Source organism: Xanthomonas hortorum pv. pelargonii (assembly GCF_024499015.1).
In the GTDB taxonomy this organism is placed as follows: Bacteria; Pseudomonadota; Gammaproteobacteria; order Xanthomonadales; family Xanthomonadaceae; genus Xanthomonas; species Xanthomonas hortorum_B.
Genome location: NZ_CP098604.1, coordinates 2,920,518 through 2,944,452 on the forward strand (window position 1 = coordinate 2,920,518; position 23,935 = coordinate 2,944,452).

General features: G+C 63.1%; 20 protein-coding genes and 2 pseudogenes. 12 read left to right on the forward strand and 10 right to left on the reverse strand.

The window, feature by feature from the left end:
- Window positions 1-69 precede the first annotated feature (69 nt).
- Window positions 70-974 (forward strand): annotated as a pseudogene (locus tag NDY25_RS12780) (IS5 family transposase).
- A gap of 89 nt (window positions 975-1,063) precedes the next feature.
- Here the strand turns inward: NDY25_RS12780 and NDY25_RS12785 are convergent.
- Entirely contained in the window at window positions 1,064-1,495 is a 432-nt protein-coding gene (locus tag NDY25_RS12785; RefSeq protein ID WP_256627482.1) for a DUF2971 domain-containing protein, read from the reverse strand.
- 130 nt (window positions 1,496-1,625) lie between these two features.
- Here NDY25_RS12785 and NDY25_RS12790 point away from each other — a divergent pair.
- Window positions 1,626-2,770, forward strand: a protein-coding gene (locus NDY25_RS12790) for an IS3 family transposase (RefSeq protein ID WP_256627483.1) whose coding sequence is annotated in 2 segments (ribosomal slippage) — window positions 1,626-1,863 and window positions 1,863-2,770 — 1,146 coding nt in all. Because the reading frame shifts where the segments join, the coding sequence is not laid out codon by codon here.
- 4 nt (window positions 2,771-2,774) lie between these two features.
- Here the strand turns inward: NDY25_RS12790 and NDY25_RS12795 are convergent.
- Together NDY25_RS12795 and NDY25_RS12800 are read right to left on the reverse strand one after the other, a co-directional pair.
- Complete coding sequence (locus NDY25_RS12795) at window positions 2,775-3,143, reverse strand: hypothetical protein (RefSeq protein ID WP_233366578.1); 369 nt, start codon at window positions 3,141-3,143, stop codon at window positions 2,775-2,777.
- A 71-nt stretch (window positions 3,144-3,214) separates the two neighbouring features.
- A complete protein-coding gene (locus tag NDY25_RS12800; RefSeq protein WP_168959145.1) occupies window positions 3,215-3,787 on the reverse strand; it encodes a lysozyme inhibitor LprI family protein in 573 nt (190 codons plus the stop codon).
- A 230-nt stretch (window positions 3,788-4,017) separates the two neighbouring features.
- Here NDY25_RS12800 and NDY25_RS12805 point away from each other — a divergent pair.
- Window positions 4,018-4,345 (forward strand): annotated as a pseudogene (locus NDY25_RS12805) (phage integrase N-terminal SAM-like domain-containing protein); the annotation flags it as partial.
- 29 nt (window positions 4,346-4,374) lie between these two features.
- On the opposite strand, the gene ilvD reads toward NDY25_RS12805, so the two are convergent.
- Window positions 4,375-6,213 carry a dihydroxy-acid dehydratase gene (gene ilvD / locus NDY25_RS12810; RefSeq protein WP_168959144.1) on the reverse strand — a complete coding sequence of 613 codons (1,839 nt, stop codon included), beginning with the start codon at window positions 6,211-6,213 and terminating at the stop codon, window positions 4,375-4,377.
- 294 nt (window positions 6,214-6,507) lie between these two features.
- Here ilvD and NDY25_RS12815 point away from each other — a divergent pair, with 294 nt between their 5' ends.
- Window positions 6,508-6,774 carry a YkgJ family cysteine cluster protein gene (locus NDY25_RS12815; RefSeq protein WP_168959143.1) on the forward strand — a complete coding sequence of 89 codons (267 nt, stop codon included), beginning with the start codon at window positions 6,508-6,510 and terminating at the stop codon, window positions 6,772-6,774.
- 46 nt (window positions 6,775-6,820) lie between these two features.
- On the opposite strand, the gene NDY25_RS12820 is transcribed toward NDY25_RS12815, so the two are convergent.
- Complete coding sequence (locus tag NDY25_RS12820) at window positions 6,821-7,366, reverse strand: gamma carbonic anhydrase family protein (protein ID WP_256627484.1); 546 nt, start codon at window positions 7,364-7,366, stop codon at window positions 6,821-6,823.
- A 512-nt stretch (window positions 7,367-7,878) separates the two neighbouring features.
- Here NDY25_RS12820 and NDY25_RS12825 point away from each other — a divergent pair.
- The 6 genes from NDY25_RS12825 to NDY25_RS12850 all read left to right on the forward strand — a co-directional run bounded on the left by NDY25_RS12825 (window position 7,879) and on the right by NDY25_RS12850 (window position 14,886).
- Window positions 7,879-9,189 (forward strand): MFS transporter, encoded by a 1,311-nt coding sequence (locus NDY25_RS12825; protein WP_256627485.1) that lies wholly within the window; start codon window positions 7,879-7,881, stop codon window positions 9,187-9,189.
- Window positions 9,190-9,327: 138 nt separating this feature from the next.
- Window positions 9,328-10,572 carry an HD-GYP domain-containing protein gene (locus NDY25_RS12830; protein ID WP_168959149.1) on the forward strand — a complete coding sequence of 415 codons (1,245 nt, stop codon included), beginning with the start codon at window positions 9,328-9,330 and terminating at the stop codon, window positions 10,570-10,572.
- Window positions 10,573-10,941: 369 nt separating this feature from the next.
- Entirely contained in the window at window positions 10,942-11,418 is a 477-nt protein-coding gene (locus NDY25_RS12835; RefSeq protein ID WP_006451709.1) for a MarR family winged helix-turn-helix transcriptional regulator, read from the forward strand.
- Window positions 11,419-11,556: 138 nt separating this feature from the next.
- Window positions 11,557-12,576 (forward strand): SphA family protein, encoded by a 1,020-nt coding sequence (locus tag NDY25_RS12840; protein WP_425510765.1) that lies wholly within the window; start codon window positions 11,557-11,559, stop codon window positions 12,574-12,576.
- Window positions 12,577-12,609: 33 nt separating this feature from the next.
- The gene (locus NDY25_RS12845) at window positions 12,610-13,377 is read left to right on the forward strand and encodes a coniferyl-alcohol dehydrogenase (protein ID WP_104549955.1); all 768 of its coding nucleotides are present in this window, start codon (window positions 12,610-12,612) and stop codon (window positions 13,375-13,377) included.
- A gap of 27 nt (window positions 13,378-13,404) precedes the next feature.
- Window positions 13,405-14,886 carry a benzaldehyde dehydrogenase gene (locus tag NDY25_RS12850; RefSeq protein WP_168959140.1) on the forward strand — a complete coding sequence of 494 codons (1,482 nt, stop codon included), beginning with the start codon at window positions 13,405-13,407 and terminating at the stop codon, window positions 14,884-14,886.
- 632 nt (window positions 14,887-15,518) lie between these two features.
- On the opposite strand, the gene NDY25_RS12855 is transcribed toward NDY25_RS12850, so the two are convergent.
- Window positions 15,519-16,415 (reverse strand): helix-turn-helix domain-containing protein, encoded by an 897-nt coding sequence (locus tag NDY25_RS12855; RefSeq protein ID WP_168959139.1) that lies wholly within the window; start codon window positions 16,413-16,415, stop codon window positions 15,519-15,521.
- Window positions 16,416-16,513: 98 nt separating this feature from the next.
- Here NDY25_RS12855 and pobA point away from each other — a divergent pair, with 98 nt between their 5' ends.
- Window positions 16,514-17,701: a 4-hydroxybenzoate 3-monooxygenase gene (gene pobA, locus NDY25_RS12860; protein ID WP_168959138.1), complete on the forward strand. Its 1,188-nt coding sequence runs from the start codon at window positions 16,514-16,516 to the stop codon at window positions 17,699-17,701.
- A gap of 374 nt (window positions 17,702-18,075) precedes the next feature.
- Window positions 18,076-18,588, forward strand: a complete 513-nt coding sequence (locus NDY25_RS12865; RefSeq protein ID WP_168959137.1) for a nuclear transport factor 2 family protein — start codon at window positions 18,076-18,078, stop codon at window positions 18,586-18,588.
- A 115-nt stretch (window positions 18,589-18,703) separates the two neighbouring features.
- On the opposite strand, the gene glpK is transcribed toward NDY25_RS12865, so the two are convergent.
- From glpK to NDY25_RS12885, 4 genes are all read right to left on the reverse strand, one after another.
- On the reverse strand, window positions 18,704-20,203 hold the full coding sequence (gene glpK, locus NDY25_RS12870; RefSeq protein WP_168959136.1) for a glycerol kinase GlpK: 1,500 nt from the start codon (window positions 20,201-20,203) through the stop codon (window positions 18,704-18,706).
- 134 nt (window positions 20,204-20,337) lie between these two features.
- Window positions 20,338-21,159 carry an MIP/aquaporin family protein gene (locus NDY25_RS12875; RefSeq protein WP_168959135.1) on the reverse strand — a complete coding sequence of 274 codons (822 nt, stop codon included), beginning with the start codon at window positions 21,157-21,159 and terminating at the stop codon, window positions 20,338-20,340.
- 196 nt (window positions 21,160-21,355) lie between these two features.
- A complete protein-coding gene (glpD, locus tag NDY25_RS12880; protein ID WP_251754991.1) occupies window positions 21,356-22,870 on the reverse strand; it encodes a glycerol-3-phosphate dehydrogenase in 1,515 nt (504 codons plus the stop codon).
- Window positions 22,871-23,096: 226 nt separating this feature from the next.
- A complete protein-coding gene (locus NDY25_RS12885) occupies window positions 23,097-23,924 on the reverse strand; it encodes a DeoR/GlpR family DNA-binding transcription regulator (RefSeq protein ID WP_168959133.1) in 828 nt (275 codons plus the stop codon).
- Window positions 23,925-23,935 lie beyond the last annotated feature (11 nt).

A 23,935-nucleotide genomic window follows, 5' to 3' on the forward strand; every position in this document is an offset into this window, starting at 1 on the left:
CTGACGTTCGGCGACGCTGAAGGCCTGGGCAAGCGCAAGCAGACCCGCCGGGAGATCTTCCTGGCCGAGATGGAGCAGGTCGTTCCGTGGCAGCACTTGCTCGGTCTGATCGCACCGCACTATCCGGTGTCGGGACGCCCTGGTCGACAGCCATACGCACTGGCGACGATGTTGCGGATTCATTTGCTGCAGCAGTGGTATGCGTTGAGCGATCCGGCGATGGAAGAAGCGTTGCACGAGATCCCGATCTTGCGGAGGTTTGCCCAGCTCGGTGGCTTGGACAACGTTCCGGACGAGACCACGATTTTGAACTTTCGGCGCCTGCTGGAGACCCATGGCCTTGCCGCGCGGATGCTGGACGCGGTCAACGCGCATCTGGCACGCAAGGGCCAGAGCCTGCGGTCGGGCACGATCGTCGATGCGACGCTGATCGCTGCACCCAGTTCGACCAAGAACGCCGATCACGCGCGCGACCCTGAAATGCATCAGACCAGGAAGGGCAATCAGTGGTATTTCGGGATGAAGGCGCACATCGGCGTGGATGAATTTTCCGGGCTGGTGCACCACGTCCATTGCACAGCCGCCAATGTCGCCGACGTCACGGTGACGCACGCATTACTGCATGGCAAAGAAGACAGCGTGTTCGGCGACAGCGGCTACACCGGTGCGGACAAACGCGAAGAACTGCAGACCTGCAAGGCTGCATTTTCATTGCCGCCAGGCCCTCGACGCTGCAAGCCATCGGCAACAAACGCGAGCGTGCTCGGGAACAGCGTTGGGAACACTTCAAGGCCAGCGTGCGCGCGAAGGTGGAGCATCCGTTCCGGGTGATCAAGCGCCAGTTCGGTTACACCAAGGTCCGCTATCGCGGCCTGGCCAAGAACACCGCACACGTGCTGACCTTGTTTGCGCTCTCCAATCTGTGGATGAAGCGAAAGCAGTTACTGCCTGCCATGGGGAGCGTGCGCCTGTAACCCGGGGAATTCCCATGGAAAGCGCCAGAAATGGCGAAAATCCTAAAATCCAAACGCGACTCTCCGGAACGATGCGACATTCCGCACTCTCAGGCCTCGTTGTTCAGACCTTCCCTAAGTAGTTTGATGTGTGTCATTGCGCTGTTGCCGGAAATTGCCAGCCGGGCTTGATCTGCAAGTGTGGTTGATACCCTTGCCCCAAGAATAACAGCCTTAATTGAGTCGGGCGGCAACTGGAATAGATGAATGTCCTCGCCGTTTGCATTAACTATGTTGTGCGCATCTTTGAGCGGGCGAAGAACCCTCCACTCTCGCTCATACGACCACTCTTTGCTTTTGACCAAGAACATCTCTGTCCCGTCCAGGTCGATGAGAGACGCACTAGGGCGGACATCTCGATAGCGAACCTGGCGCAGGTGGCCAAACTCATCTTGATCTGTTCGGCGGGCGTTGAAGTATGGATGTCCTGGATCTAGCTCCAACACAAACCCTGTATGGCTCATTCCGTAGTGAGCCCACATGAGAAGGCTATCCGAAATCTCACACAGTGAAAGGACGCCCAAGACTTCATCCATCTTGACAGGGATCTGATACGCCCAGGGTTTCCTAGACATCTCAAGGCCATGGAAAATGGTCGATTCGGAGGTGTCTATGAGCAGCAAGCGGTATACGGATGAGTTCAAGATCGAGGCGGTCCGGCAAGTGACTGATCGTGGGTTCAAGGTGGCAGAAGTCGCCGAGCGGCTGGGTGTCACGACGCACAGCCTGTACGCCTGGCTGCGCACGTTCGGCAAGTCTGGCGTGGTGCATCGCGCCGAGGTGGACCAGAGCGCCGAGGTTCGGCGGCTGAAGGCAGAGTTGCGTCGAGTGACCGAGGAGCGCGACATCCTAAAAAAGGCCGCCGCGTACTTTGCCAAGGGGTAAAGGCAAAGTACGCCTTCATGCAAGCCCACTGCGGGGAATTCAGGGTGTGTGCGATGTGCCGGGTATTGCGGGTCAACCGGTCGGGTTATTACGCCTGGTTGTGCTCGCCCAACAGTGAGCGCGCCAAGGAAGATGATCGCTTGCTTGGACTAATCAAGCACCACTGGCTGGCCAGCGGCGGTGTCTATGGGCATCGCAAGATCACCACGGATCTGCGCGATCTGGGTGAGCGTTGTAGTCGCCATCGGGTGCATCGGCTGATGCGCACCGAGGGACTGCGTGCCCAGGTGGGCTATGGTCGCAAACCGCGCTTCCATGGAGGGATGCAGTGCAAGGCGGCTGCCAATCTGCTTGACCGACAGTTCGACGTGACGGAGCCGGACACGGCCTGGGCGAGCGATTTCACCTTCATCCGCACGCATGAAGGCTGGATGTACCTGGCTGTTGTGATCGATCTGTTTTCCAGGCAGGTCGTCGGCTGGGCGATGCGCGATCGGGCCGACACCGAGTTGGTCGTGCAGGCCTTGTTGTCTGCGGTGTGGCGGCGCAAACCCAACACTGGTTGCTTGGTTCACTCGGACCAAGGGTCTGTCTACACCAGCGATGACTGGCGCAGTTTCCTGGCGTCCCATGGCTTGGTGTGCAGCATGAGTCGGCGTGGCAACTGCCACGACAACGCACCCGTAGAGAGCTTCTTCGGCCTGCTCAAACGCGAGCGGATCAGGCGGCGGACCTATCCCACCAAGGACGCCGCTCGCGCCGAGGTATTCGACTACATCGAGATGTTCTACAACCCCAACCGCCGCCACGGTTCAACTGGCGACTTGTCCCCTGTAGAGTTTGAACGGTGCTACGCGCAACGAGGGTCTTGAGTGTCTACGGAACCCTGGGCGTATCAATCGTCGGGATGAGTTGGTTTGATACAGAGCCGAGCATGGCCAGAAATTGACCTTGCTGCTGTTGCATCAATGGGGTTGCAAACTGCACCCACTGCTGAAGGGAAAATTGGGCCCTCAGTGCCGCGGGGAGGCTGCTATATGCGACCTCAAGTTCACTGGGAATTGCTGCAGTAAAAGAGGCAAGTGCTGCTTCCTTCGAGGCAAGCCCCGTAATCTCGGGTCTTCCTTCGAACGGGTCGTTGAATGCCCCTAATGGCGTGTAGCGAACCATTCGGTCGGACAGAATTCCGATGCGGGTTGACGAAAGGTACTTGAATAGCTTTTCTGGTGCGCCGTGATCTTCCATGGCCGCCTAACGCCTGAGTAAAGCCGCGCCGCGAAGCGGCGTCGGCTTGGACGAATTGTTAGATGGCCGCCTCATATTGTCCGCAGCTCCCTAAGCAGAGGTTCGAGCTCGACGATCCGCGAAATGGTAACGCTCTCTAGCGCGCTGGCGTGTATGAGAGGCTGGATACTACCGCCGTGGTACTGGCTAGACTGGAACTCAGCGCTAGCCTCGCGATATTGAAGCCATGCCTGGTGAGACTTTTCGAACGCGTCTCGTCTGCCAGCAGAAAGCTCTTCTCGCAAATCTTCCACCAGAGCGACAAGTCTTTCTTCGGCTCTGTGGAAGGACGCTGCGGCGTGCCGATTCATGTCCGCTTGAGTCATGTGTTCCGATTGATCACTGGCGTAGATCTGGACGGCCTGTTCTTCATAGGCGGTGGCCAGTGTCTTTGCTGAGCTGGCCTTTCCTAGAATCGTGTCTTCAAGCACTTTCAGATCATCAAGGGTAGTTCCTGAAGCCTCTAAGTTCTTCTTCAGATCGAGCAACTTTTGCTGCTTATCGATCTGTTCGAACATGGGTCTCTGCTCGATGCGGCGTCGCACGAGGAAACCCAATGCCGCTATCAGCGCTCCGAAAACGGCATAGAGAAATTTCTCTAGCATTGGTCACGCACCGTTGAAGTGTCCAAGGCCATCTAACTATTATTGGACCGCCCAAAGGCGGTGTTGCGCTTAGTATCTTCGATTGCAAGAATTTTGTAAAAGTGGGAACTCCTAGCTGCAATCACGGAATCGCACGATGGCAAGCCGGCGCGACCATGCGGATGCTTTTAGCGTTATCCGGCAAGGACGCAGGCGTATGAGATACCCAGAAAAACGACGGCGTAACAGCAATCCCATCGGTCAGGCTGCTGGATCAGCTGCGCGACGCTTACACTTGCGGCATTACAGCGAGCGCACCGAGCAGGCGTACGTAAGTTGGATCCGGCGTTTCATTCCAGCCAACGGCAAGCGGCACCCAGGGCAGATGGAGCAGGCGGAGGTCGATGCCTTCCTGACCCGGCGACCGAAGGGCAGGTGTCTGCGGGGACGCAGGACCGGGCATTGGCAGCGCTGTTATTTCTTTATCGCGAGGTTCTGCGCATCGAGCTGCCATCGATGGAAAATCTAGTGCGTGCCAAGCGGCCGAGGCGCATTCCTGCGGTGCTCTCGCGCGAAGAGGCGTGCATGCCTCGCCACATTCGCTGGCTTTAGCCGTCCAGCATCGCCTTATCCCGCACCGCACCCTTATCCGCACTGGTCGCCAGCAACGCGTACGCCTTTAACGCCGTGGTGACCTTGCGCGGGCGTACCTCCACCGGCTTCCAGCCCTTGGCATCCTGCTCGGCGCGGCGGCTGGCGAGTTCTTCGTCGGGCACCAGCAGATTGATCGAGCGGTTAGGGATGTCGATCAGGATCTTGTCGCCGTCGCGTACCAGGCCGATGGCGCCGCCTGCGGCGGCTTCCGGCGAGGCGTGGCCGATCGACAGGCCCGAGGTGCCGCCGGAGAAGCGGCCGTCCGTGAGCAGGGCGCATTGCTTGCCCAGGCCCTTGGATTTGAGATAGCTGGTGGGGTAGAGCATTTCCTGCATGCCGGGGCCGCCCTTGGGGCCTTCGTAGCGGATCACCACGATGTCGCCGGCTTTCACTTCATCGGCGAGGATGCCTTTGACCGCCGAATCCTGGCTTTCGTAGACGCGGGCATTGCCCTCGAACACGTGGATGGATTCGTCCACGCCTGCGGTCTTCACCACGCAGCCGTCGCGGGCGATATTGCCGTACAGCACGGCCAGGCCGCCTTCCTGCGAGAACGCGTGGGCGACATCGCGAATGCAGCCTTCGCTGCGATCGGTGTCCAACGTGTCCCAACGCGTGGCCTGGCTGAAGGCAATCTGCGTGGGGATGCCGGCCGGGCCGGCCTTGTAGAACGTGTGCACGGTTTCCGCGTCGGTCTGGGTGACATCCCATTGCGCGATGGCGTCGGCCAGCGTGCGTGCGTGCACCGTGGCTGCGTTGGTATGCAGCAGGCCGCCACGCGCCAGCTCGCCGAGGATGGCCATGATGCCGCCGGCGCGATGCACGTCTTCGATATGGTATTTCGGGGTATTCGGCGCCACCTTGCACAGCTGCGGTACGCGCTTGGACAGGCGGTCGATATCCTGCATGCCGAACGGCACTTCGCCTTCCTGCGCGGCAGCGAGCAGATGCAGGATGGTATTGGTCGAGCCGCCCATGGCGATATCCAGGGTCATCGCATTCTCGAACGCTTCGAAGGTGGCGATGCCGCGCGGCAGGGCGGTGCGATCTTCGCCGCCGTACCAGCGATGACACAGCTCCACCGCCACGCGTCCGGCGCGCAGAAACAGCTGCTCGCGGTCGGCGTGCGTGGCTACGACGGTGCCGTTGCCCGGCAACGACAGGCCCAGTGCTTCGGTCAGGCAGTTCATCGAGTTGGCGGTGAACATGCCCGAGCACGAGCCGCAGGTGGGGCAGGCGCTGCGTTCGAACTCGGCCACCTTTTCATCGGAGGCGCTGTCGTCGGCGGCGATGACCATTGCGTCGATCAAGTCGAGTTTATGTTCGGACAACTTGGTCTTGCCGGCCTCCATCGGGCCGCCGGAGACGAACACGGTGGGGATATTGAGCCGCAGCGCGGCCATCAACATGCCGGGGGTGATCTTGTCGCAATTGGAAATGCACACCAGCGCATCGGCGCAATGCGCGTTGACCATGTACTCGACCGAGTCGGCGATGATCTCGCGGCTGGGCAGCGAATACAGCATGCCGTCGTGGCCCATGGCGATGCCGTCGTCCACGGCGATGGTGTCGAATTCCTTGGCCACGCCGCCGACGCGCTCGATCTCGCGCGCGACCAGCTGGCCGAGATCCTTCAGGTGCACATGCCCGGGCACGAACTGGGTGAACGAGTTGGCGATGGCGATGATGGGCTTGTGGAAGTCGCCATCGCGCATGCCGGTGGCGCGCCACAGTGCGCGGGCGCCGGCCATGTTGCGGCCGTGGGTGGAGGTCTTGGAGCGGTACTCGGGCATGGCGAATTCGACGGCTGATTGGCGAGCGGTGGCTGGCAATTAGAGCGCGTCGCAACTGTTGCTGCTGCAACCGTCGCGGCGCGTTCCGGTGATCTGGCACGTTAGCACGCAGCTGTTCGGCGCGGCCGTCATTGCAGCGTGCACGCTGCCGGGCGATCAGGCTGCAGTGGGCTGGTTTCAACGGACGTGGAGTGCACGGGCAGCGCGCCCGGCTGGTGGCGTTCCGGATAGGGGGCTCGGCAAATGTGGTTTTTTGCCAGCGCCGCATTTGCGTCGCGCCGCTACACTGTGCCGATGTCTTCCACGCTTTCCTGCCGCCTGGGCTGCGCTGCCTGCTGCATCGCGCCCTCGATCAGCTCGCCGATTCCCGGCATGCCCAATGGCAAGCCGGCCGGGGTGGCGTGCGTGCAGCTGGATGCGCGGTTGGGCTGCCGGTTGTTCGGCTCGCCGACGCGCCCGGTGGTATGCGGCAGCCTGCGGCCATCGCTGGAGATGTGCGGCGCTTCGCGTGAGCAGGCGTTGACGATGCTGACGACCTTGGAGCGTGCGACGCAGCCTTGAACCGGTACGTCAACGCCGGGCGCGAGCCCGCCTCGCAGACCCTCAATCAATCGCCAGCCGGCACACCCAGATACTGATCCCTGAGCCGCACATAATGCTGCGCGGAGTAATGCAGGCTCTCGATTTCCTTGTCGCTGAGCTTGCGTGCCAGGCGCGCGGGATTGCCCAGCCACAGTTCGCCTTCGCCAACGACCTTGCCCGGGCCAACCACCGCACCTGCGCCGATAAAGCCGTAGCGTTTGACGGTAGCGCCGTCGAGCACGCAGGCGCCCATGCCGATCAGGCACAGGTCTTCGATGGTGCAGGCATGCAGGATGGTGCCGTGGCCAACGGTGACGTCTGCGCCAATCACGGTGGGATAGCCGGCCTTGTTGAACGGGCTATGGTGACTGACGTGGATGATGGTGCCGTCCTGCACGTTGGTGCGGGCGCCGATCTGCACATGATTGACGTCGCCGCGAATCACGGTGCCCGGCCAAACCGAGACGTCATCGCCCAGGCTCACCTTGCCGATGATGGTGCAGGCGGGGTCGATATAGACGCGTGCGCCCAGCTGCGGGGTGTGGTCCAGGAACGAACGAATCGGGGTCACGGCACTCTCCGGCAAAACAGCGTGCCGCCCAATGCATGCACTGCTTGCATGATAACTGGCCGTCTTCAGGTATGCAGAACACGCTGCGCGCGGTGGATGTGCCGCGTGGCTGCGCATCGAGGCCATCAAGGCTGCAAAGACAGAATGGTTACGCCTTCCTTTTGTAGTGCATGCGATGCACACGACGCAGGCGTTTGATTGCAGTCACCAGCAACGAACGCGTGAGCTTCGAAACGAAGCGGCATGCCGGCCTGTCCGATAAGCGCACACCAGTGCAGGCAGCCGTCTTGAACGCTGCCTGCGATCGGCCTAGCGTTGCCACGCACTGTTGCAGCGGTGTTGGTTTGCCACTGCATCGCAACGCTACATGTCGTCGAAACTACTGATTCGTGTAACCGCGTCGGCTGCATCCATGAGCTCGATCTGCGCCGCAACTGTGCGGCGCCCTCCGACGACCTGCATGCAGGTCGGCGCACTGCAGCAATCACCCATCTCCATCACAGGATTTACGCATGCCGCATAGCGCAGCAACACCCGCAAGCTTCGTGCTGCAGCGGATGACGCCCTTCCAGTGGAGAGCGGTGGCGGTGTGCGTGCTGCTCACCATGCTCGACGGCTTCGATGTGATGGCAATGGCCTTCACCGCGCCGCATGTGTCGGCGCAGTGGCAGTTGTCGGGCAAGTTGCTCGGCGTGTTGTTCAGTGCCGGCCTGGTCGGCATGGCGGTGGGGTCGTTGTTGCTTGCGCCGTTGGCCGACCGCATTGGGCGTCGGGCGATGATCCTGGTGTGCCTGGCGATATTGACCGTCGGCATGGGCGCCTCGGCCTTGGCCAGCAGCGCGTGGCAACTCGGTGCGCTGCGCGCGTTCACCGGTATCGGGATCGGCGGCATGCTGGCCTGCGTTGCAGTGATCGCCGCCGAATATTCCACCGCGCATTGGCGCAGCACCGCATTGGCGCTACAGGCTACCGGTTATCCGATCGGCGCGACCCTGGGCGGTGCGATCGCGGCGTTGTTGCTGCAGCAGTGGTCGTGGCACGCGGTGTTCCTGCTTGGTGCGGCAGGCTCGCTGCTGTGCGTGCCGTTGGTGCTGGCCTGGCTGCCCGAATCGCTGGAATTTCTGATTGCGCGTCGCCCGCCCGGTGCGTCTGCGCGCTTCAACGCGGTGCTGGCCCGCACGGGCATGCCGCCGCTTGCGGAATTGCCATTGCCGCCGCCACAGGTTGCCGATGATGCGCAGGGCTACGCGGCCCTGTTCGTGCCTGGCTTGCGGCGGCGGTCGCTGCTGATCGCGCTGGCGTTCTTCCTGCTGATGTTCGCGTTCTACTTTGTGCTCAGCTGGACACCGAAGCTGCTGGTTGTGGCCGGGCTGTCGGCGGAGCAGGGCGTCACTGGCGGGGTGCTGTTGAATCTGGGCGGCATTGCTGGCGGCGGGATGTTCAGCTGGCTGGCGGCGCGTGCGCGGTTGTCGCGGCTGACCGCCGGGGCGCTGGGGTTGTCGGCGCTGGCCATGCTTGCGTTCGGGCTCTACAGCACGGTGTTGAGCTGGGCGTTCGTGATCGCGCTGTTGACCGGTGCGGCCATGTTTGCCGCCATTGCCGGCCTGTATGCGGTGGCGCCGGTGGTCTTCACGGCGGCGGTGCGCTCCACCGGCATGGGCTGGGCGATCGGCGTGGGCCGCTTCGGCGCGATTGCCTCGCCGCTGTGCGTGGGCGTGCTGGTGGATGCAGGGTGGTCGCCGGCCACGCTCTACCTGGCCTGCAGCCTGCCTCTGCTGCTGGCTGCGGCGGCCGTGCTGAGCATGCGTCTGCCCCCTCGCTGAACCGCTCACGCTGCGTCAGCCAGGTGCCGCTAGCGGAGTCGGCCGCGCCAAAGAAATCCACTGCACTGCCGATAACCCGTCAGACCCCCCATCCCTGTGGCGGGCTCTTCCGCGGATTTCAAGCAGACCAGCGCCGGCATGCTCAGAACCATCGACTCAGATCAACTCCGCCCCGGCATGTATGTCTACAAGCTCCTGGGCGCGTGGGTGCACCACCCGTTCTGGAAGACCTCGTTCCTGGTCGACTCCGACGATGTGGACAAGATCCATGGCAGCCGCATCGAGCAGTTGGTGATCGATACCGCGCGTGGATTGGATCTGGAAACGCCGGCCGCAGCGCACGTAGCAGCGGATGCACCGCCCGAACCGGAGCTGCCGGAGCCATCGGAGCCGCCCAAGCCTGCATGCACCTCCCGTACCGCGCGCACCAACAGCGTCACCGCACAGGTTGGTATCGAGTCCGAAGTGGTGCGTGCCCGCAAGATCTTCGAAGACGGCCGCGACATGGTCGAGGCAATGTTCCGCGACGTGCGGCTTGGCCGCACCGTCGACACCGAGGCGGCGATGCCGCTGGTGCAGGCCATCAACGATTCGGTGCTGCGGCATCCGCAGGCCTTGATCAGCGTGGCGCGGCTCAAGACCGCCGACGACTACACCTACCTGCATTCGATGGCCGTGGCCGGGCTGATGAGCGGGCTGGCGCGTCAGCTGGGGTTGCCCGAGGCGCAGGTGGTGGAAGCGGCGATGGGCGGCCTGCTACACGACATGGGCAAGGCGGTGACGCCGCTGGACATTCTCAACAAGCCAGGCAAGCTCACCGACGAAGAGATGGACATCATGCGCCAGCACCCGATGGATGGTCATCGCTTGCTGGTGGCTGGCGGTGTGCAGAATGCGGTGGTGTTGGAGATCGCGCTGCATCATCATGAGAAGATGGATGGCAGCGGTTATCCGAATCAGCTGGCGGGCGACACGATCTCGTTGATGTCGCGGATGGGCGCAGTGTGCGATGTGTACGACGCCATCAGTTCGGATCGCCCGTATAAACGGGCCTGGGATCCGGCCGAATCGCTCAAGCGCATGGCATCGTGGCAGGGGCATTTCGACCCGGCGGTGTTCCAGGCATTCGTGCGGCGGCTGGGTATTTATCCGGTCGGTTCGCTGGTGCGGCTGGAGTCGCAGAAACTGGCGGTGGTGATCGAGCAGACGGCCGATGCGCTGCTCAAGCCCAAGGTGCGCGTGTTCTATTCGGCCAAGCTGCGCAGCCATGTGCTGGTGCAGGACATCGATCTGTCGCGGCCGGACTGCCAGGACCGCATCGCGCAGATGGAAAGCCCCACCGACTGGGGCTTTCGCGATCTCGAGAAACTCTGGCTGCCGTGAGCGGCCGCACCGCGTGAACACGCTGGCGAGCGCGACCATGCTGCGCTGCAGCTTGGCAATGTAGTTATGATCCATAACTATTCCGGAACGCAATCAATGCCGACCCGGATCTCATGCCCACGCCGTGCCTGGATCATCGCCGTTCCCTACGTGCTGCAGCTGCCACACGCGGCTGCCATGCGCTGCCACCGGCCGGCCGCTGGTCGGTGGCGCGAGTTCGCATGCAGCAACGGGCAGCATCGGCAACGCACACGCCCGCATCGTTACCCCCGGCCACGTCTACAATGCAGCTCACGCCGCGGATCGGCGTTGCGGGCGGGGAGTGTTGCGCGCACCGGTCCGCCCGCTGCCATCGTTGCGAGAACCGTTATGTCCGTCACTGCCAATGCCGCACTGCTGCCCGATGCAGTCACCACGGTGGACCAGGCGCGCCTGCTGCGGTTACTGGGCTACCGCATCACCCGCACCGAACTGCTGGTGCGGCGGATGTTTCAGGACTGCGTGGCGGCGTTCGATCTCAAGCCGGTCGATTTTTCGCTGCTGATGCTGGTGGACGGCAACCCGGGCATCAACCAGCGCCAGATCGGCGATGTGCTGCACGTGTCGCCGCCCAATCTGGCGATCGTGGTGGCGCGGCTGGTCAAGCGCCGCCTGCTGCGACAGGTGCGTGGACGCCAGGACCGCCGCATGCAGCATCTGTCGCTGACCGCTGCCGGCGTGGCCTTGCTGACCGATGCCGAAGCCGAAGTGCTGCGCATGGAACAGCAACTCAGCGCGGTGCTTGGCAGCAGCGAAGCGCCGTTGCTGCGCGCACTCGACCGGCTGGATCGTCTCGACACGCAGTGATCCGCCGCTGCCGAGCCCGCGCTCGGCAGCACCGTCCCACCAACTTGTCCATCGCACGTGCCGTGAGCGGCGCGGCGATTGCGCCTGCCTGACCGTTGCCACGCCCTATCTACCGCTGTTTTCCTCCCACCGCTGGAGATGTTCGCAGTGAGTTATCTATCGGTTGTGCGCCACGTGGGGTGGCGTGGGTTACTGCAGTGCAGTGTGTTGCTCGGGGTGATGTCGCTGCTGGCAGCCGGGCCTGCGTTTGCGCAGGGCGTGCCGCAGAGTGCAACGCTGACCAATGGCATCAACACCGGCGGTACCAGCTTCTTCGACGGGTTCACGCGCACCACGCCGGGTTGGGCGGTGATCACCTACCTGCGTCAGAGTTCGTTGGATGCGATCAAGGACGCGCGTGGCAACGATGTGCCGGTGTTCGATAATCCGCGCATCGATTCCACGCTGCTGCTGACCCAGATCGCCTATGTCACGCCCTACAAGCTCTTTGGCGGCGCACTGGGCATCAATACGCTGGTTCCGCTGATCAACCTGGATGCCTCGTTCGGCCGCAACAGTGTCGCTACATTGCGCGATAACGGCGCCGGCGTGGGCGATCTGACGTTCGGGCCGTATCTGCAGATGCTGCCGGTGATACGCGATGGCAGGCCGGTGTTTTCACAACGTTTCGAGATCGATGCCATCGCACCGATCGGCAAGTTCGATCGCGACCGCGACCTCAATCAAAGTGCAGGCTATTGGTCGGTGGTGCCGAACTACGCATTGACCTGGCTGCCGACGCCGAGCTGGGAAATCAGTGCGCGTCTGAATTACATCTACAACTTTCGCAGTGAGCGTCGTCCGAATCTGCCGCCCGGCTTCGAATTCCGCAATGGGCAGGCCGGCGATGCGGGCTGGATCAACTTCGCCACCTCCTGGGAAGTGGCACCGGATATCCATCTGGGCGTGAATGCGTATTACCTCACCCAGTTCCGCGATAACCGCACCAATGGGCAGCGCGTTGCAGACACGCGTCAAAGCGTGTTCTACGCCGGACCAGGCGGATCATGGCAACTGGATGCCAGCAACATCGTGTTCGCCAATCTCTATCTGCCGGTGGAAGTGAAGAACGCCGCCTCCGGCAACAACGTCAACCTGCAGTACGTCCATGTGTTCTAGTGCCGGCGTGGCCGGCCTCTTCGGAGAGTGGCAATGAATTTGCAGAACAAGACGATCGTGGTCACCGGTGTGGCCTCGGGTATCGGTGCAGAAGTCGCGCGGCTGGCGCGGTTTCATGGTGCCACCGTGATTGGCATCGACCGCACACCGGTGCAGATGACGCTGCATGGGTTTCACCAGGCCGACCTCGGCGACCCGGCCTCTATCGATGCGCTGGTGAAGGCCTTGCCGGAGCATATCGACGCGCTGGCCAACGTGGCCGGCGTCCCCGGCACCGCACCGCTGGAACTGGTGGCACGCGTCAACTACCTGGGCCTGCGTCATCTCAGCCAGGCGTTGCTGCCGCGTATCGTGCCGGGCGGCAGCATCATCAACGTGGCCTCGATCCTGGGCGCCGAATGGCCACAGCGGTTGGACCTGCACAAGCAACTGGCCGCCACCGACAGCTTTGCTGCCGGCAGCGCGTGGTTGGCGGAACATCCGGTGGCACACGACACTTGCTACCAGTACTTCAAGGAAGCGCTGATCGTGTGGACGTTGCTGCAATCGCGGCCCTGGTTTGCCGAGCGTGGCGTGCGCGTCAACAACGTCTCGCCAGGGCCGGTCTTTACGCCGATTCTGGGCGACTTTGCCGCCATGCTTGGCGAGGAACGCGTCAAGGAAGATGCCAAGCGCATGACCCGCCCGGCGTATGCCGATGAAGTGGCCGAGGCCATCGTGTTTCTTGCGTCCGATGCTGCGCGCTGGATCAACGGCATCACGCTGCCGGTTGATGGCGGGCTGGCGTCGACCACTCTGTAACACCACCCCACAGCAGGAGGCTAGACCATGAATGCTCTCCCCAACGTTGCAGTTTCCGCGCCCACCACCCCGGCGTGGCACGGCTGCATTTTCAATGGCGACTGGGTGCCCGGCAACGGCGGCACCTTGCAGATCTACGAGCCTGCCACTGGCAACCTATTGCATGAAGTGAGCAAGGCCGATCTGTCCGATGTCGCAGCTGCGGTGGCGCAAGCCAAACATGCGCAGCGTGCGTGGGCCGCCACTGCGCCGCGTGAGCGCGCTGCGATATTTCACCGTGCCGCGCAGCTGATGGAAGCGCGCAGTGCAGAAGCCGTGCTGTTGATCGCGCGCGAAACCGGCGGCATCCTGCCCAAGGCCCAGCGCGAAGTGAACGAATCGGTGGTGTTCTATCAGCAGGCTGCGGCGCTGCCGCTGCAGGCCGTGGGGCAGGTACTGCCGACCGGTGCCGGTCAGCTCAGCCTGGCGCGGCATCTGCCGTTGGGTGTGATTGCGGTGATTTCGCCGTTCAACTTTCCGTTGATCCTGTCGCTGCGCTCGGTCGCCCCGGCGCTGGCGATGGGCAATGCGGTGGTGCTCAAGCCCGACCCGCGTACGCCGTATACCGGCGGCGTGATCATCGCGCAGGTGCTGAAAGAAGCCGGTCTGCCAAAGGGCTTGCTGCATGTGCTGCATGGCGATGCGCAGATCGGTCAGGCGCTGGTCGAATCGCCGGATGTGCCGATGATCGCCTTCACCGGTTCCACCGCTGCCGGCCGACGCATCGGCGAGATTGCAGGGCGGCACTTGAAGAAGGTCGCGCTGGAACTGGGCGGCAACAACGCAGTGATCGTGCTCGACGACGCCGATCTGGACAAGGCCGCATCGGCAATCGCGTTTGGCGCCTACATGCATCAAGGCCAGATCTGCATGGCCACCGGCCGGGTGCTGGTGCAGCGCAGTGTGGCCGAGGCATTGACGCAGCGGCTGGCCGAAAAAGCCCGTCATCTACCGGTCGGCGATCCGGTCAGCGGCACCGTGGCGCTCGGCCCGATCATCGACCAACGCCAGCTGCAACGCGTGATCGATATCGTGCGCGACAGTGTTGCCGCCGGTGCGGTGGTCGAAGCCGGCGCGACAAACGAAGGCCTGTTCTATGCGCCGACGGTGTTGTCCAACGTGCGTCCGGGCATGCGCGCATTCGACGAAGAGGTATTCGGCCCGGTGATCAACATCACCGTGTTCGATACCGACGACGAAGCGGCGGAACTGGCCAACTACGGCGAGTATGGGTTGGCCGCAGGCATCATGTCGGCATCGGTGTCGCGTGCGATGAACTTGGGCGAGCAACTGTACATCGGCTCGCTGCATATCAACGACCAGACGGTGGTGGACGAAGTCATCAATCCGTTCGGCGGCACCGGTGCGTCGGGCAATGGCACCAGCGTCGGCGGCCCGGCCGATTGGGAGCAGTACACGCATTGGCAGTGGCTGACGATCAAGAACACGGTGCCGCAGTACCCGTTCTGATCGGAGTGGCGCAACCGACTTGGAGTTGCTGACAAAACCTCTCTAACGCTGCATCGATGGCTGCAGCGTGTTGGTTGCACCCGACTTCGTTTTTTGGATGTATCCCTGGCGTCGTTTTGATGCAGCCGAAAGCATGGCTAGTCGAGGGCGCGGTGCCCTCACCGCTCGCGGGACACGCCGCAAGTACGTCCATGTAGGCTCGGTGGCGGCATCCATGCCGCCACACGGTCCCGCAATCGGTGAGGACACCGCACCAGAGAGTTGGTCGGTTGCTTTCTTAAAAGCTTGTTGGTGCTCGGCTTGCGTTGGAAAGCTGACCGAGTTCACCATTATCCGAACAACATGCATCGTGCATTGCTTGCACATGCACACCGACCATCTCCACTGGTCCTTGCCCGCCCACCGTCGCGGGACCTTACGCGGCATGGATGCCGCGTAAGAGCCTACAGGGACGTACTTGCGGCGTGTCCTGCGATGGTGGGCGGGCAAGGGCCCTGCAGCCAACCCGCAGATCAGCCGCCCTGGCAACTGAGCTATCCATGCTCTGCAATCACTTCAAGACGTGTACGGGGGTAGAGTAATAGCCGGCTGAGCCCAACTAGCGGTGAGCGCCATAGTCTTGTTAGCCGCTCTTAATCGCCAGCACGGAAGCGCGTCGGCGAGCAGCCGGTGTGGCGGGCGAAGTAACGACTGAAATATGCAGCGTCGAAAAATCCAAGGCTGGCCGCGATCTGTTGCACGCTCAGGCTGGTGTAGCGCAGGCTACGGCGTGCTTCCAGCATGATCCGCCTCTGCAGCAGGTGTAATGCCGAGGCCCCTGCCAGTCGCTGGCACAGCGCGTTGAGATGGCCCGGGGTCAGTCCCAATTGATTGGCGTAGCGGGAGATCGGCCAATGCGCGCGATAGTGCTGGTCGATCAAGGCCTGGTAGCCGCGTAGATGGCGCAATGCCGGATCGGCCTGCGGGCTTACCGCAGCTGCATCTTGTGCGCGTTCCAGTGCCGTGCGCGCCGTCCAGATCAACAGCTGCGCCGCAGCCGCCTGCAACGCGGCCTCGTGGCCGATGCGCTGGCGCGCGTGATCGTCGGCAATGGTGGCGAACAACACGTCGAGCAATCCGCGTGCTTGATTGACCTGCAGCACCAAAGGCGCCGCCAATGCGCGCTGCAGCAGTGGTGTGGCATTCAGTGCACTGCGTACCAACGGCATGCACAAGGTGATGATGTGCCCACGCACCTGTGGATCGAATCCGAAGCCGTGCACGCATAACGGCGGCAGCCACACCACGGTTGCGCCGCGCACGCGTTGGTTGCGGCCATCCAGCTGCAGCGTTGCCGGCCCGCGCTGCACGTACAGCAGCTGCGCCAGGTCTTCGTGGCGGTGCGGCACGATCTGCCAATCGTGCAACCGGCTACGTGCGGCGATCGACTCCCAGTGCAATAACTCCGGCGCGTCGGCATCGTGCTCGCCGTACAGACCAAAGGCGGGCACGTGGGTGGCTGCAGCAATATCGGGCGCGCATGTCGGCATCGTCGAAAAGTCCAAGCACTGCGCGCAATCATCCCTTCAAAGCGCACGCTTGGCTACCGACACTGGCCTGCATCAGCCCGCTGAGGCAGGAGCATTGCATGCGAACCCAGATTGCGATCATCGGCGCAGGTCCCTCCGGCCTGCTGCTGGGCGAGCTGTTGTTGCGCGCCGGTATCGATACCGTCATTATCGAGCGGCAAACACCGGCGCATGTGCTCGGCCGCATTCGTGCCGGCGTACTGGAGCAGGGCAGTGTGGAGCTGCTGCAGCGCGCAGGCGTCGGAGAGCGCCTGCAGCGCGAAGGCTTGCTGCATCACGGCTTCGAACTGTCGCTGGATGGCCAGCGTGAGCGCATCGACCTGCTGCGCGGCTGCGGGCGCGGCGTCACCGTCTACGGCCAGACCGAGGTCACCGCCGATCTAATGCAGGCACGTGCGCGTAGCGCTGCGCCGACCTATTACAACGCCCAGGACGTCACCCTGTGCGAGGTACAAAGCAATGCGCCCGCAGTGGAATTCACCCATGATGGCCAACGCCAGCATATCGCCTGCGACTACATCGTTGGCTGCGACGGCTTCCATGGCATCAGCCGCGCCAGCATTCCGCCCGAGCGACTGCGCCTGTTCGAGCGCGTGTATCCGTTCGGATGGCTGGGCGTGCTTGCCGACACACCGCCAGTGCACGATGAGCTGATCTACGCACGTCACCCACGCGGGTTTGCGTTGTGTTCGATGCGCTCGCCCACACGCACGCGCTATTACGTGCAGGTGCCAGCAGATGCGCGGGTGGAGGCCTGGAGCGACCAGGCATTCTGGAATGAATTGCGTGCGCGGCTGCCAGACACCTTGGCTGCGCAACTGGCGACCGGCCCATCGATCGAAAAGAGCATTGCGCCGCTGCGCAGTTTTGTCGCCGAACCGATGCAGTACGGTCGTCTGTTTCTGGCCGGCGACGCGGCGCACATCGTGCCGCCGACCGGCGCGAAAGGCCTGAACCTGGCGCTGGCCGATGTCGGCTTACTCGCACAGTTGTTCGAACGCTGGAACACATCCGGCGATGCCGGCGTGCTGCAGCAGTATTCGGCGCTCGCGCTGCAACGGGTCTGGAAGGCCGAGCGGTTTTCATGGTGGATGACCACCTTGCTGCACACCTTCGACGACGAAGATGCGTTTACCACGCGGATACGTTCTGCCGAGCTGGATTATCTGCTGGGCAGCGAGGCCGGCCGCGCCACACTGGCAGAAAATTATGCCGGTTTGCCGTTGGTGGAGTTGGCTGGCGAGTGATCTGATCAAGGTCGCCGACATACAACTGCACGGCTGTCAGGCAAGCAGTCTCGCTGCACGGATTCCGCACGGATTCGTGCATTGTGTGTCCCACGCAGTACCCATGCTCACATGCCAAAACGCTGCTCGCATGCGTTCGCCGCGCCTGGTGACATGACGCGCATCACGTTGAATGGTGATGTTTTTCTCACCACCCATTTCAGAAGTTCCCTGGTCCACTTTAAGGCGTCTAGCGGGCGAGCGAACGCGGCCGTTAGGCTGGCGGCGACGCGTACAAATCGCTGTGTGCAAGGGCGCGTCATTCCCCCAATCAGCGGAGCATCGTGCTGCTGCCTGCAGCGAGCGCAGTGCCCGTCTCCACCCAGGAGTGCTCCATGAAAACCCTGTTCTCCCGTGCCCTGTTACTGGTCATGCTGGTGGCGCCCGTGGCTGCGTTCGCGCAGACCGCAGTGACCGCCAATCCCAACCACCAGAAGATGCTGGTCGGTTCCACCTGGTTCGAAACCGCCAACAAGCGCCTGGTCTACGATTTCTGGCGCACCGTGTTCGAAGCCGGTCAGGTGCAGTACGCGCCGATGTACATGGACAAGAACTACATTCAGCACAACCCGAATGTGGCCAACGGGCGCGACGCCTTCATTGCATTTCTGACCGCCTTCGTGCCGCCGACGCCGGTGCAGGAACGCGTGCAGTTGCCGCTGGTGGCCATCACCGCAGATCGTGATCTGGTCACGCTGGTGTCGGTGCGTACGCTGCCGGATCCGCGCGATCCGAGCAAGACCTACACCACCACCTGGTTCGACATGTTCCGCATCGAAAAAGGCCTGATCAAGGAACATTGGGATCCGGACACGATTGCCGGCCGCGCCAATACCAGCGGCCAGTAAGTGCTGCGGCACTGCAGGGCTGCAGCGTGCAGCCCTGCAGTGCGTAACTCACGCGAGTTGCCAACCTAACGTTGCGCCCACCTGATGGTGGGCGCAGTTGTTTCGATGGCAGCGTTTAGCTGATGCGGAAGCCCATCGTGGCTTCCACCGCCTGCTGCCAGCCGGCATACAGTTGTTCGCGCTTGTCGTCGGCCATGTTCGGCTCGAACCGGCGATCCACTGCCCACTGCTTGGCGATCTCTTCGCGGCTGCTCCAGAAGCCGGTCGCCAGACCTGCCAGATAGGCCGCGCCGAGTGCGGTGGTTTCTGAAACTTCCGGACGCAGCACTGGTACGTTGAGAATGTCGCTCTGGAACTGCGCCATGAAGTCGTTGGCGATCGCGCCGCCGTCGGCACGCAGCTCTTTCAGCTCGATGCCCGAATCGGCCTGCATTGCAGTGAGCACGTCGCGGGTCTGATACGCCATCGATTCCACCGCCGCACGCACGAAGTGTTCCTTGGTGGTGCCGCGGGTCAGCCCGAACACCGCACCACGGATATCGCTGCGCCAGTACGGTGCGCCCAGGCCGACGAAGGCCGGCACCAGATACACGCCGTCGTTGTCGCCGGCACGCTCCGCATAGGCCTGCGAGTCGCTGGCCTTGCCCAGCATGCGCAGGCCGTCGCGCAGCCATTGCACCACCGAGCCGGCCACGAAGATCGAGCCTTCCAGCGCGTATTCGACCTTGCCGTCGATGCCCCAGGCAATCGTGGTCAGCAGCCCGGCCTTGGAGGCGACCGCCTTGTCGCCGGTGTTCATCAATGCAAAGCAACCGGTGCCATAGGTGTTCTTGGCCATGCCCGGCTCGAAGCAGGCCTGGCCGAACAACGCGGCCTGCTGGTCGCCGGCGATGCCCGCGATGGGCACCTGCTCGCCGTAGAAATACTGGGTCTGGGTCATGCCGTAGATTTCGCTGGACGAGCGCACCTCCGGCAGCATTGCCGCCGGCACGTCGAGCATCGCCAGCAGCTCGGCGTCCCACTCCAGCGTGTGGATGTTGTACATCAGCGTGCGCGAGGCATTGGTGTAGTCGGTCACGTGCACCTTGCCGCCGGTGAGATTCCAGATCAGCCAGCTATCGATGGTGCCGAAAGCTAGCTCGCCTTTCTGCGCGCGTTCGCGTGCGCCTTCCACATGGTCGAGAATCCACTTGACCTTGGTGCCGGAGAAATACGCGTCGATCAGCAAACCGGTCTTGTCGCGCACCATCTGCTCGTGCCCGGCGTCCTTGAGCTGCGTACAGATGTCCTTGGTCTGCCGCGATTGCCACACGATGGCGTTGTAGATCGGCTGGCCGGTGGCCTTGTCCCACACCACTGCGGTTTCGCGCTGGTTGGTGATGCCGATACCGGCAATCGAACGCGCATCGATCTGCGCGTTGTTGAGCAGCTCGGTGATGGTGGTGTAGACGCTGGTCATGATCTCGCGCGGGTTGTGTTCCACCCAACCCGGCTGCGGAAAGATCTGGCCAAACTCGCGCTGCGCCACACCGGCCACCTTGCCCTGGCGGTCGAACAACATCGCGCGTGAGCTGGTGGTGCCTTGATCGATCGCAAGGACGTATTGCTTTTCCATCGGAGATTCCTCAAACAATGCCGGCGCTGGCGCACGGCGAGAAAGTGGGTGGTGCACGCCGTTGTGTGAGAGGCCGGTAACACTCAAGACCTGCTCAACAGCGGCGCTGTGCTGTCAGTCGCGCAGCAGTGCGATTACTGCGGGTCGAGCGGCGGTTTGCCGCCCTGCAGATGCCGCACGCGTGCCGGCAGGAACGGCAGGATCAGCCACTGGTAGGCGAGCGCGCCGATGGGGCCGCCGATCAACGGACCGACGATCGGGATCCACCAGTAATTGTCCTTGGCCGGCAACGCAGCCTCGCCCCAACCCGCAAAGTAGGCGAACAGGCGCGGGCCGAAATCGCGCGCCGGATTCATCGCCCAGGCTTCCAGGTAGCCCATCGAGGCGCCCAGCGTGGCCACCAGCAAACCGATCATCAGCGCGCCGGAGTTGGCGGTCGGCGCCGCCTCGTTGAACTGTTCGGTGATGGCGAAGATGCCGAAGATCAGGAACGCAGTGATGATGATCTGGTCCACCAACGCATGCATCGGCGTGACTGCCAGACCCGGTGCGGTGAAGAACACCCCGGCTGCGCCACCGGCTTCGCGGGTGAGCTGTTGCACCTGGTTGTAGTGATCGATCACCGGCCCGTACAGTTGGTAAACGATGGCCGCGCCCAGAAACGCACCGAACACTTGCGCGCCCCAGTACGGCAGCACTTTCTTCCAGGAGAAATCGCGGAACAACGCCAGCGCTAGCGTCACTGCCGGATTGGCATGCGTGCCGGACACCGAGCCGGTGACATAGATCGCCAGCGTCACCGACAGGCCCCAGGCGATACACACGCCCCAGTAGGCGTTCTGATATGGGCTGGGGTCGTAGAGGATGTACATCGCCGCGACCGAATCGCCGAGCGCGATGATGATGAACATCGCCACTGCTTCGGAGATCAACTCACCCACGAGTTGGCGGCTCATGCGCGCGTGCTCATGGTTGTGACAGTGCCGATGCTGGTCTCAATGACGCAGGCAGGGTGGTGCGGCGCGCATGTTGGCGCGCAGGGGTGTTGGCTGGTGCTCATCTGGGTTGCCCTCCACGTGACTCAGGATGATGCTGGCGAATGCGCCAGGATACGTTGCCGAACGACCCGTCCTCGCCGGCAACGTTGTGCGATCAGGCCGGTACCACGTCCACCTGCTGGGCCGATTGCGTCTGCAGATAGTCTTCCAGACGCTGGCGCCCGGCCGCATCGATGCGCAGACCGAGTTTGCTGCGGCGCCACAGGATGTCGTCGGCGGTCACGGCCCATTCGTGGGCACGCAGGTAGTCCACCTCGGCCTGGTACAGATCGGCACCGAAGTGCGTACCCAACGCGGCCAGGTTCTGCGCGTCGCCAAGCAGCTGCTCCGCGCAGGTGCCGTAATTGCGAACCAGCCGCTGTGCGGTGGGTGCCGGCAGCCACGGCCGCGCGCTGCTGACGCGTTCGAGCAGGCTGGCGATATCGCGCTGTTCGCCGCCCGGCAGCGCGTCGCCGCGCGCCGTCCACGCCGGCTTGCGTGCGCCCAGCGCATGCGTCAGCCGGTCGACCGCCTCTTCGGCGAGCTTGCGATACGTGGTCAGCTTGCCGCCGAACACATTGAGCAACGGCGCCCCGTCGGTGAGCACTTCCAGTTGGTAATCGCGGGTGACTTCGGCGGCGTTGTCCTCGGCATCATCGAGCAGCGGGCGCACGCCGCTATAGCTCCACACCACATCGGCGGGGCTGATCTGCTGCTGGAAATACAGGTTCACCGCCTCGCACAGATACTGCACCTCGGCCGCGTCGATCTTGGGCGTGGCGGGGTCGTCTTCGTGGTCGACATCGGTGGTGCCGATCAAGGTGAAGTCGTGCTCGTACGGAATGGCGAACACGATGCGCCGGTCCGGTTGCTGGAAGATGTACGCATGGTCGTGGTCGAACAGTTTGGGCACCACGATGTGGCTGCCCTTGACCAGGCGCAGCGCATGCTTATGCGGCACCGCGGCCACCTTGTCCAGGAACGACACCGCCCACGGACCGGCCGCATTGGCCAGCGCACGCGCCTGCACGGTGCGGCGGCGGCCGTCGCGACCTTCGAGTTCGGCATACCAGAACCCGGCATCGCGCCAGGCACCGACACAGCGCGTGCGCGTATGGATCTGCGCGCCACGCTTGGCGGCGTCCATCGCATTGAGCACCACCAGCCGCGCGTCCTGCACCCAGGCATCGGAGTACACGAAGCCGGTGCGCAGCGATTCCTGCAATGGCTGGCCCACCGGGTGCGTACGCAGCGACAGCCGGCGCGAGCGCGGCAGGCTGCGCTTGCTGCCGCCGAGATGGTCGTACAGGAACAGGCCGGCACGAATCATCCATGCCGGACGCAGATGCGGTTGATGCGGCAGCAAGAAACGCAGCGGCCAGATGATGTGCGGGGCCAGCCGCAGCAGCACCTCGCGCTCGGCCAGCGCCTTGCCGACCAGCGCGAACTCGTACTGCTCCAGGTAGCGCAGGCCGCCGTGAATGAGCTTGGTGCTGGCGCTGCTGGTATGCGCAGCCAGATCGTCCTGTTCGCACAGGCACACCGACAAGCCGCGCCCGGCCGCATCGCGGGCGATGCCGACCCCGTTGATACCGCCGCCTATCACCAGAAGATCGTATATCTCGCCCATCGGTGTCTCCGTCCGGGTACGCCACAAGAGCGAACCCAAGTTGTCATGTTCGAACATATTCGAACATCAAGCCTTGTCGGGACGTGAAGGGCCATCAGGCCTACACTTCAGGACAGTTTTTCGTGATGCGAGCTATTGAGAATACGCTTTTGATCGGTCTTCTGGATCGATCTTGACGATCCGGAGGCGTGTGCTTATCGCAAACGGACAAAAACGAACAATCGCCTCAGGCCGCGTCGGCCGGTTCTGCCAAATGCACCCGGGTGCCGGCCTCGGCCAGCACCGTGGCCAGTTCCTGCGGCGGTGGCCGGTCGGTGAACCAGTCGTGCACCTGGGCGATCGCACCCAGCCGCACCATGGCGTTGCGGCCGAACTTGCTGTGGTCGGCAGCCAGCAGCACCTGCCGCGAGTGCTCGATGATGGCCTGGGCCACGCGCACCTCTTGGTAGTCGAAGTCCAGCAAGGTGCCGTCCAGGTCGATGCCGGAAATGCCGATCACCCCGAAGTCCACCTTGAACTGGCGGATCAGCTCCACCGTCGCCTCGCCAGTCACGCCCTGGTCGCGTCCGCGTACCACGCCGCCGGCCACGATGACCTCGAAGCTGGGGTTGGCGCTGAGCATCACCGCCACGTTGAGGTTGTTGGTGATCACACGCAGGCCGTGATGCTGCAGCAATGCGCGCGCGACTTCTTCGTTGGTGGTGCCCAGGTTGATGAACAGCGAGGCATCGTCGGGAATGAAGCGGGCGACCTGGGCGGCGATGTGCTGCTTTTCGCGCGCCTGTAGCGCCTTGCGCGCGGTGTAGGCCAGGTTTTCCACGCTCGAGGGCATGCTGACGCCGCCGTGATAGCGGCGCAGCACGCCGGCATCGCACAGCAACGTGAGGTCGCGGCGAATGGTCTGCGGGGTGACGTCGAAGCGCGTTGCCAGCCCTTCCACCTCGGCAAAGCCCTGCTGCCGCACCAATGCCACCAATTGCTCCTGGCGCGGGTTGAGCGCCGGCGCCGGGACCGTCCTGTAGTGAGTCGACTCCATGCGCAGATGATCGCGCATGTGAGTGAGGA

What these genes read in the sequence shown, in the direction of transcription:
- NDY25_RS12885 (WP_168959133.1), bottom strand. Translation starts at nt 23,924, where the DNA reads ATGCGCGATCATCTGCGCATGGAGTCGACTCACTACAGGACGGTCCCG.
- NDY25_RS12845 (WP_104549955.1), top strand. Translation starts at nt 12,610, where the DNA reads ATGAATTTGCAGAACAAGACGATCGTGGTCACCGGTGTGGCCTCGGGT.
- NDY25_RS12815 (WP_168959143.1), top strand. Translation starts at nt 6,508, where the DNA reads ATGTCTTCCACGCTTTCCTGCCGCCTGGGCTGCGCTGCCTGCTGCATC.
- NDY25_RS12855 (WP_168959139.1), bottom strand. Translation starts at nt 16,415, where the DNA reads ATGCCGACATGCGCGCCCGATATTGCTGCAGCCACCCACGTGCCCGCC.
- glpD (WP_251754991.1), bottom strand. Translation starts at nt 22,870, where the DNA reads ATGGGCGAGATATACGATCTTCTGGTGATAGGCGGCGGTATCAACGGG.
- ilvD (WP_168959144.1), bottom strand. Translation starts at nt 6,213, where the DNA reads ATGCCCGAGTACCGCTCCAAGACCTCCACCCACGGCCGCAACATGGCC.
- NDY25_RS12825 (WP_256627485.1), top strand. Translation starts at nt 7,879, where the DNA reads ATGCCGCATAGCGCAGCAACACCCGCAAGCTTCGTGCTGCAGCGGATG.
- NDY25_RS12875 (WP_168959135.1), bottom strand. Translation starts at nt 21,159, where the DNA reads ATGAGCCGCCAACTCGTGGGTGAGTTGATCTCCGAAGCAGTGGCGATG.
- NDY25_RS12830 (WP_168959149.1), top strand. Translation starts at nt 9,328, where the DNA reads ATGCTCAGAACCATCGACTCAGATCAACTCCGCCCCGGCATGTATGTC.
- NDY25_RS12800 (WP_168959145.1), bottom strand. Translation starts at nt 3,787, where the DNA reads ATGCTAGAGAAATTTCTCTATGCCGTTTTCGGAGCGCTGATAGCGGCA.
- NDY25_RS12785 (WP_256627482.1), bottom strand. Translation starts at nt 1,495, where the DNA reads ATGTGGGCTCACTACGGAATGAGCCATACAGGGTTTGTGTTGGAGCTA.
- NDY25_RS12865 (WP_168959137.1), top strand. Translation starts at nt 18,076, where the DNA reads ATGAAAACCCTGTTCTCCCGTGCCCTGTTACTGGTCATGCTGGTGGCG.
- pobA (WP_168959138.1), top strand. Translation starts at nt 16,514, where the DNA reads ATGCGAACCCAGATTGCGATCATCGGCGCAGGTCCCTCCGGCCTGCTG.
- glpK (WP_168959136.1), bottom strand. Translation starts at nt 20,203, where the DNA reads ATGGAAAAGCAATACGTCCTTGCGATCGATCAAGGCACCACCAGCTCA.
- NDY25_RS12840 (WP_425510765.1), top strand. Translation starts at nt 11,557, where the DNA reads ATGTTCGCAGTGAGTTATCTATCGGTTGTGCGCCACGTGGGGTGGCGT.
- NDY25_RS12850 (WP_168959140.1), top strand. Translation starts at nt 13,405, where the DNA reads ATGAATGCTCTCCCCAACGTTGCAGTTTCCGCGCCCACCACCCCGGCG.
- NDY25_RS12795 (WP_233366578.1), bottom strand. Translation starts at nt 3,143, where the DNA reads ATGGAAGATCACGGCGCACCAGAAAAGCTATTCAAGTACCTTTCGTCA.
- NDY25_RS12835 (WP_006451709.1), top strand. Translation starts at nt 10,942, where the DNA reads ATGTCCGTCACTGCCAATGCCGCACTGCTGCCCGATGCAGTCACCACG.